Below are 7,760 nucleotides of genomic sequence, written 5' to 3'. Positions count from 1 at the left end.
GTTTCGGGGCTGCCGAACATCACGCCGATTTTCATGCGGATTTGGTTGATGAAGATGACCAGCGTGTTGGCGCGCTTGATGTTGGCGGTGAGTTTGCGCAGTGCCTGACTCATCAGCCGCGCTTGCAGGCCGACGTGCGAGTCGCCCATTTCGCCTTCGATTTCTGCTTTCGGGGTCAGCGCCGCGACGGAGTCAATGACAATCACGCTGAAGGCGCCGGAGCGGACGAGGGCGTCGGCGATTTCCAGTGCCTGCTCGCCGGTATCGGGCTGGGTGATGTAGAGGTCGTCGGTATTGACGCCGAGTTTGCGCGCGTAAATCGGGTCGAGGGCGTGTTCGGCATCAATAAAGGCGGCCGTGCCGCCTGCTTTCTGCGCTTCGGCGATGACGTGCAAGGTGAGCGTCGTCTTGCCGGAGGATTCCGGGCCGTAGATTTCGACGATGCGCCCGCGCGGCAGGCCGCCAATGCCGAGCGCGATGTCAAGGCCGAGCGAGCCGGTGGAAATCGCCTGAATGTCGTGTTCGGTGGTCTGGTCGCCGAGGCGCATCACCGTACCTTTGCCAAACTGTTTGTCCAGTTGCGCCAGCACCGCTTTCAGCGCCTTTTCCTGTTCTTCCGAGAGTTTTTTGCTCATAAATTTCCGCTTTTTGGGTGTTACTGCATGGCTTTGAGAGCCTCAAGTTTGCGCGCAATCATAGCATTGTCAGGCTGCTCTTTCAGCGCCTTTTCGTACTCTGTCTGCGCCATTTGCACGTACAAACGGGCGAGATTGACCCGTGCCGAGGTGTGGTCGGGATGCTTTTCCAGGAGCGCGCGCAGGGCGGCTTCGGCAGCGGGCAAATCGCCGCGTCCGGCGTAGATGACGGCGAGCGCGTTGCCCGGCTGCGGCAGGTCGGGGAAGTTCGCCTGCATCATTTTGTACCAGCGCTCCGCCTCGTCGCCACGGCCAAGCTGCATCAGCACCAAGCCCTTGAGATAGGCGGCGCGGCTGTCTTCGGGATGGGTGGAAAGGCGGGTTTCCAACTGCTTCAGCGCGCCGCGCGGGTTGCCGTTTTCCGCCATCGACTGCGCCTGCGCGTAACCCGACCACGGCGGACTCGCTTCTTCTTCGGCGGCGGTTGGCTTGGGCGTTGCCGCATCCGGCGCGGGTTGTGGTGTCACCGCGACGCCGGTCGGCGGTAACGGCTGGGTGGTGTCGCCTTCGTTTTGTTCGTTGGTTTTCTCGCTGTCAGCAGGCTTTTTCGCGTCCGCTTCCGCCGCTTTTGCATCCGGTGGCGGGGTTTCCGGCGGCGGCGAGAGTTTGATGGTTTCAATGGCGGGATCGTCGTCGGGCTGCGGTTCTGCTTCTTTGGCAGCATCGGCGGCGGGCGACGGTTGCGTCGCTGCCGCAGGCGCTTCTTTGGCCGCTTTTGCCTTTTCCTGCGCCTTTTCCGGCGTCAGGGTGTCGCCCTGCACCGGCAACAGCGCCACCGGCGGTTCATCCTGCGCCCACAGCGGGGCGGTCAGCACGGCGAGAAGGAAGATCATGTAGCGTGTCATATATATGTCTCCTGTAAAAAAGCCTTAACCCCGCCAGCGCAGCAGCCACCGCTCGCAGAGGCCGAGCAGCCACGACAGCACGATGCCGAGCAGCGCCAGCAGCGTCACCCCGGCGAGCAGCTGATCCATGCGGTAGAGTTGCCCGGCGTTGCTGATATAGGCACCGAGGCCGTAGTTGGCGTTCATCATCTCCGCCACCACCAGCATGGTAATGGCGATGGAAATGGAGATGCGGAACCCGGCGAGGATGCCCGGCATCGCCCCCGGCAGGATGATTTTGCGGACGATGGCGGCGGGCGGCAGGCCGAACGACTGCCCCATGCGGATGAGGTTGTGATCGACATCATCGACCGCCGCGTAAGTGGCAATCACCGTCGGGAAAAACGTACCGATGAGAATCGTCGCAATCTTCGAGCCTTCATCAATGCCGAACCAGACGAGGAACAGCGGCAGCAGCGCGATTTTCGGCACCGGGAACAGCGCCGACACCAGCGGCAGCAGCGTACCGCGCCCGACCCGCCACAGGCCGATGAGCAGCCCGGCGGCAATGCCGAGCAGACTGCCCACATTCCAGCCCAGCAGCAGGCGGCGCACACTTGCCCAAAGATGCGTCCACAACTCGCCGGAGAGGAGCAAATTCTGCAACTGCACGGCAATTTCCGCCGGAGAGGCCATATAAACCCGGCTAATCCAGCCCGCGCGCACCGCCACTTCCCAAAAAGCGAGCAGCACGGCGAACAGCGCCCAGCTCATCCAGCGCGGCGCCTCGCCGCCAAACTCGCGCGCCCGCAGCGGCACCGGAATACGTTTCCCGCTCATGCCTCCAGCTCCCGTTCCGCCGCGCGCGCCTCGTCGCGCATCAACTGCCACAACTGCCGCTCCACCGCCTGCAATTCCGGCGAATGCTCATCGCGCGCGTCCAGCGGCGTATCGAGCGCGACCACCTCGCGCACCCGCCCCGGCCGCCGCGACAACACCACAATCTTGTGCCCCAGCCGCACCGCCTCGCGCAAATTGTGGGTGACGTAGGCGGCGGAAAACGGCGCCGCCGCCCACAGGCGGACAAAATCATCGAGCAGCAAATCCTTGGTCTGACTGTCCAGCGCCGAGAGTGGCTCATCCATCAACATCACCGCCGGATTGACCGCAAGCGCGCGGGCAATCGCCACCCGCTGCCGCATCCCGCCGGAAAGCTGGCGAATCCAGGCGTTTGCGAAATCCGCTAGCTGCGTCCGCGCCAGCACATCCGCGATACGCTCGCGCCGCTCCGCCGCCGACAGCGGATGATGCTCCAGCACCAGCGCAATATTGTCGGCGACCGTGCGCCACGGCAGCAGGGCAAAATCCTGAAAAACAAACGTCAGCGGATTGAGCGACGACGCAGGCGCCTCGCCCTCCAGCCACACCGTCCCCGCCTCCGGGCGCTCCAGCCCGCCGAGCAGCCGCAGCAGCGTCGATTTGCCGCAGCCGGACGGGCCGATGAGACAGACCACCTCGCCCGCACCAATCGCAAACGACACATCCTGCAACACCAGCCGCCCCTGATAACGGTGGCAAATCCCTTCAGCGACGAGGCGCATCAGTCCGCCAGCAGCGCGTTCACGTCCAGCGACTCCGGCACCAGCTTCTGTGCCTTGAACCAGCCGATTTGCTTGAGCACATCGGCGCGGTTGAGCGCCGCATTCGGCGACACCCGCATCGCGCCCTCGCGGATAAGGCGGCTGGCGTCAGCATCATTGCGGTCGGTATAGACATACTTGTGAATCGCGGCGATGACCGCATCGGTCGCCGCCGCATCGGGCGACTTCTCCACCAGCGCCGCGTTATAGTCCGCCGCGCCCTTGGCAAACGCGCGCTTGAACGCCGCCACCTGTTCAGGCTTTTCCTGCGCCAGCTTCGCCCCGGTAAAGAGCACCGTCACCTGATAACCGGGGAGAAAATCCACCACCTTGCCAATCTCCACCGCCGCGCCCTTGGCGACCAAATCGGCGGCAATCCCCGGCTGGGCGACGGCGGCATCGACCTTGCCCGCCTGCAGCGCGGCGGCAATCGCGGGCATATTGGCCAGCACCACCGTCTTCACCACGCCGCCATTTCTCGCCGCGACCTGCTGCCCCATATACTCAAACGACGAACCCTGCGTGGTAATGGCGAAAGACTTGCCGTCCAAATCCATCGGCGACTGCAAACCGGCGTCAAACGCCGCCTTGCTGGCGAGGATTTTATGCCCCGGCACCCCTTCCGCCTCCTCCAGCGCGCCGCCGATAATGCGCACCGCATCGCCGCGCGCCGCCAGATTGAGCAGACCGCCGGACACCGCCGTCACGCCAAAATCAATATCACCGGAAGCAATGGCGACCGCCATCGCCTGCGCCGCCTGAAACGCGACCAGCTCGGCGTCCAGCCCCTCGGCGGCAAAATACCCGCGCTCCTTCGCAATAAAACTCGGTGCCTGCGACGGCAGCGCGATATAACCAATACGCACCTTCTCCGCCGCCTGCGTAACCAGCGCCGCGACCGCCAAAACCGCCGCCAGCGCGACACGCAACAAAACCTTCATAAAACCTCCGAAAAAGAAAAACCGCGCAACGGCGCGACAGACACGCTTTTTAACATAGCGGTAATGACAGTTCAAGCGGCGCCATCCGGGTTGGCAACAGCGCCATTCGCCAAAACCATACCAAAATCATGACAAACACCTTATAATCACATAACCGTTTCTTCACAAACGGTGCGGACAGGAATATTCTGCGCGAGGAAACCGCTCACAAGGAAGATCCTGCCGCCACACTCACGCCCCAAAAGCGCCGAGTTGCGCGGGGCTCAACGGAAGGAGCTATACAGTGAAACTGACGAACCTCTCACTCTCAATCATGGTTGCCCTGGGCGTCGTCGCCTGCGGCGGCAGCGACAACAACACCCCGCCGCCGGCCGACCCGCCTGCCCCGCAGCCTGAACTCAAAAAACCTGAACCACAACCACAGCCGGAAGCCCGAAACGACGACAAAATCGTTGACCCCACCGGCACCAAAGTTGTGGATGGTCGCGACCTCAGCAAAGAAAGCACCGTAGGCGGTCTGCAATACATCCGCCGCGAAGACTCGGACTACGACCGCGTTTATAACCCCGACAAAATGGCATCGGCCACACCGCTGCTTGGCGTCAGCCTTGACGAACAAAACCCGAAACTGACCAACATCGTCCTCGCCCGCCGCGACATGGAGCGCGAAGAAAACAAGGCCGTTCGCGCCCAGTTTGCCGGCGCCACCGAGAACGAACCACTCACCGCCGATGGCCACCCGCGCGAAAACCCGGCACTGCAAGTGGAAAACTTCAAAAACGTGGACATCCTCGCCGGCGCCTTCAAACAAGTCGGCTCTGCCGACTTCAGCGCGGCAGACAACCGCCTTGGCGAAGACCACAACATTGACACCCACATTCAGAACAACACCGACAAAAACGGCGAATTTACCCGCGAACGGGTCACGCACGTCTATACCCCGCGCTACGAATACCGTCAGCCGTTTGTCGATTATCCGAATGCGAAAGTCGCAGATAACAACAAACTGGAAAACCCCAATGATGCACCGCCCCAAGGCTTTGAGACAGTCGAACCGCCGCCTCCCGGCTTCCCCGATATTGATACGCTTCAAAGCAATTTGTTGAGCACCAATGGCGCATGGTCCACGAACAATAACAACGACAACTCCCGCCATCCGGTCAATATTGGTACAGGAAAAGACCACTCGTTTGGAACTTTTAATAATAATGCTAAAAATTATGGCAATTTCCCTAAAGGAGAAGACGATAGCCCAACGGATCCACGAGGCACTGCAGCTGCGAAAGCTTGGCGCAATAACGGAACGGATACTGGCACAGCTAGAGATATAGACCCCAAAGGGGATAATTATTATGCAGATGCCAAGGAGAATAACGTTGTAGATTGGGAAGGTGATGGTAAAAATCCTGCCGCCTTTGCAGGAAAAATCTCACGCGAGAAATCCATTACCCGCACGACGGGCGCTGCAAAACAGACCTATACCTATGAGGGCAGGACTTATGATTACCGACAAGGCTGGCCAGACGGTGCCTATCCCAAATATCCGAAAAAGATGTTTGCCTACCCCAATGTCCCTTATGATGAAGGCAATAACAATGCACTGACGGGCGGCACAACGGTTGGTGGCGACCCCAAAGACCACGAGCATATTTATCTCGAACGGGAAGACTTTACCGCCATTCGTCAGCTTGAGCCGATCCGCCCGCTGGTCAATCCGGTCGCCAATGAATGGGATTGGACGTTGTATCAGGATTGGAGTTCTACTGTAAGCTATACGAGACACATCTATGTGTGGGTAGATGATTATGGTTATGATGCACAGGGTCATCGGGTTAAAGTAGGCCGACACAAAGAATGGAGTCGCGACGAACCCGCAACAGCACCAAATGATGCCACGGGAGACGACAAAACTCCAATCGAAACCATGAACAGAAGATATAACAACCTAAGTCTTCTCGATTCCTCATGTAGTACTGAACTAATTTCTTGCTCCAAAAATGGCATAACCTACACACTCAATTCCGCAAACTGGCACACTCCTAAAAATAAAGGTGGCGGTCAGCGCGGCGAATTTCGCGGTCCGGCTTACGTTGGCTACCACGAAGACGAAGGCACCATCCGCTATGCCGATGACCGTATCTGGAAAGCGGGTGCAGCCGGTTACAAACCGGAATACGAGCGCAAATATGGCGCCAACCTGATTTGGTGGAGTACCCAGGACAGCGCCTTTGAAAACCACGCCACATCCAACGGCTGGGATCCGCGCGCCCGCCGCGTGGACATCAATACGGAAAACAATCCGCTTGATGACAAAAAAGGCGAAGGCAAGGAAGATTTGGTCTGGGCAAATGAGGAAAATACGCTACTGGCAGACGGCACCAAGGCGCGTGACCGCGATATCGAAATCCAGCCGACCGGCGACATCACCAACGGCCTGATCCGCATCGGCGGTACCGACCGCACCGGCGGCAAACTGCCGACCCTCGGCCAAGAACTCAAATGGGAAAACGGCAGATGGGAAGACCACCACAAGACCACCAGCCGCATCTTCGGCCATTACCACCTCGCCTGGGCGGATCAAGAAGACCGCAAAGTCAAAGACATGAGCATGAACAGCTACTCTGGTGCCCGCTCCTTTGTCGCCAAGGTCAAAAACGTATTGCCGACCGCTACGGCGCAGGGCTACAAGGCCGATCTGGACAGCGCCCCGGTGGAATACAGCATTGGCGCGCAGCCGATAACGCTGAAGCGGGTGCAGTATGGCCGCGTGACCTCGCAACTTGACCTCGCCAACGGCGAAGGCCCGTTTGGCGACGGCTTCCTTCGCGCGCCGTTTGCGAAAAAAGGCACCTCGGACAGCGTTGATAACTACTTCTTCCGCGGTATAGACGCGACCGCCGTGGAAGATATGCCACAAAACGGCAGCGCGACCTACAACGGCCACGCACTGATGTACGGCATCAACAACGACTTCCACGGCGTGACCCAGGACGTCCGCCTCGGCGGCGGCTACAAGAGTATGCCGAACGCCTTTGACGGCCTGAACGGACGCGGCGCGGCACAACTCGGCCTCGGCAACTTCGTCGAAGCCAACGTCGATTTCGGCACGCGCAAAGTCAAGGGCGACGTCTATAACGCCTGGCTGACCGACGTCACCAAACCCGGCGTTGTCCACGACAAACTGGTCGTATTTGAAGGCGACATCACCGGCAACACCGTCATCGGCAAGGCCGACCGCGCCTACATACCGGGCAATGACGAAGCGGACTTCCGCGCCGCCTTCTTCGGCAAACAGGCCGATGAAATGGGCGGCTCATTCAACTCGGTCAAGCCGGACGACAAATACGCCTCCGCCTACGAAGTGGGCGACTGGGGCGGCGTCTTCGGCGCGGTCAAGAGCGCCAGCAACACCTTCCAGGGGGACGACGGCGCCAACACCTACGGCAACAGCCAAGCCACCAGCGGCGAATAACCCCGCCGCCACAAAGCAAACGGCCTCGCAAGAGGCCGTTTTCATTTTGGACGCGCCACCGCCCTGCCCTCCCCTTCCCCCGCAATCGCGACCATCGCCCGTCGCACAACCAACACACCCAACAAAAACCTTTATATAGCCATCCACCGAAAGCCTCATACGGTGTTGCGTCGCCTGACTGGGCACCC

The 7,760-nt window shown here is 60.2% G+C and carries 6 protein-coding genes; 1 reads left to right on the top strand and 5 read right to left on the bottom strand.

The genetic code is table 11. From position 1 onward, the window contains the following. From recA to Q0349_RS11440, 5 genes are all read right to left on the bottom strand, one after another. A partial coding sequence (gene recA, locus Q0349_RS11460) for a recombinase RecA (RefSeq protein ID WP_298081108.1) occupies positions 1-635 on the bottom strand: 635 nt, incomplete at its 3' end. 20 nt (positions 636-655) lie between these two features. Beyond that, positions 656-1,540, bottom strand: a complete 885-nt coding sequence (locus Q0349_RS11455; protein ID WP_298081106.1) for a tetratricopeptide repeat protein — start codon at positions 1,538-1,540, stop codon at positions 656-658. Positions 1,541-1,564: 24 nt separating this feature from the next. After that, positions 1,565-2,359 carry an ABC transporter permease gene (locus Q0349_RS11450; protein ID WP_298081105.1) on the bottom strand — a complete coding sequence of 265 codons (795 nt, stop codon included), beginning with the start codon at positions 2,357-2,359 and terminating at the stop codon, positions 1,565-1,567. Further along, a complete protein-coding gene (locus Q0349_RS11445) occupies positions 2,356-3,120 on the bottom strand; it encodes an ABC transporter ATP-binding protein (protein WP_298081104.1) in 765 nt (254 codons plus the stop codon). Before Q0349_RS11445 ends, Q0349_RS11450 begins: the two co-directional genes overlap by 4 nt. Beyond that, the gene (locus tag Q0349_RS11440; RefSeq protein ID WP_298081103.1) at positions 3,120-4,100 is read right to left on the bottom strand and encodes an ABC transporter substrate-binding protein; all 981 of its coding nucleotides are present in this window, start codon (positions 4,098-4,100) and stop codon (positions 3,120-3,122) included. Before Q0349_RS11440 ends, Q0349_RS11445 begins: the two co-directional genes overlap by 1 nt. Positions 4,101-4,383: 283 nt before the next feature. On the opposite strand from Q0349_RS11440, the gene Q0349_RS11435 reads away from it, so the two are divergent. Then, positions 4,384-7,572: a transferrin-binding protein-like solute binding protein gene (locus tag Q0349_RS11435; protein ID WP_298081101.1), complete on the top strand. Its 3,189-nt coding sequence runs from the start codon at positions 4,384-4,386 to the stop codon at positions 7,570-7,572. The last annotated feature ends 188 nt before the right edge of the window (positions 7,573-7,760 follow it).

The sequence above is a fragment of the uncultured Cardiobacterium sp. genome (assembly GCF_938028185.1).
Taxonomy (GTDB): Bacteria; Pseudomonadota; Gammaproteobacteria; order Cardiobacteriales; family Cardiobacteriaceae; genus Cardiobacterium.
This window is presented reverse-complemented; position numbering and strand designations above follow the sequence as displayed.

Bases quoted from the DNA above. Each gene is read 5' to 3' on its own strand.
- Q0349_RS11440 (WP_298081103.1), bottom strand. From the start codon at position 4,100: ATGAAGGTTTTGTTGCGTGTCGCGCTGGCGGCGGTTTTGGCGGTCGCG.
- Q0349_RS11450 (WP_298081105.1), bottom strand. From the start codon at position 2,359: ATGAGCGGGAAACGTATTCCGGTGCCGCTGCGGGCGCGCGAGTTTGGC.
- Q0349_RS11445 (WP_298081104.1), bottom strand. From the start codon at position 3,120: ATGCGCCTCGTCGCTGAAGGGATTTGCCACCGTTATCAGGGGCGGCTG.
- Q0349_RS11455 (WP_298081106.1), bottom strand. From the start codon at position 1,540: ATGACACGCTACATGATCTTCCTTCTCGCCGTGCTGACCGCCCCGCTG.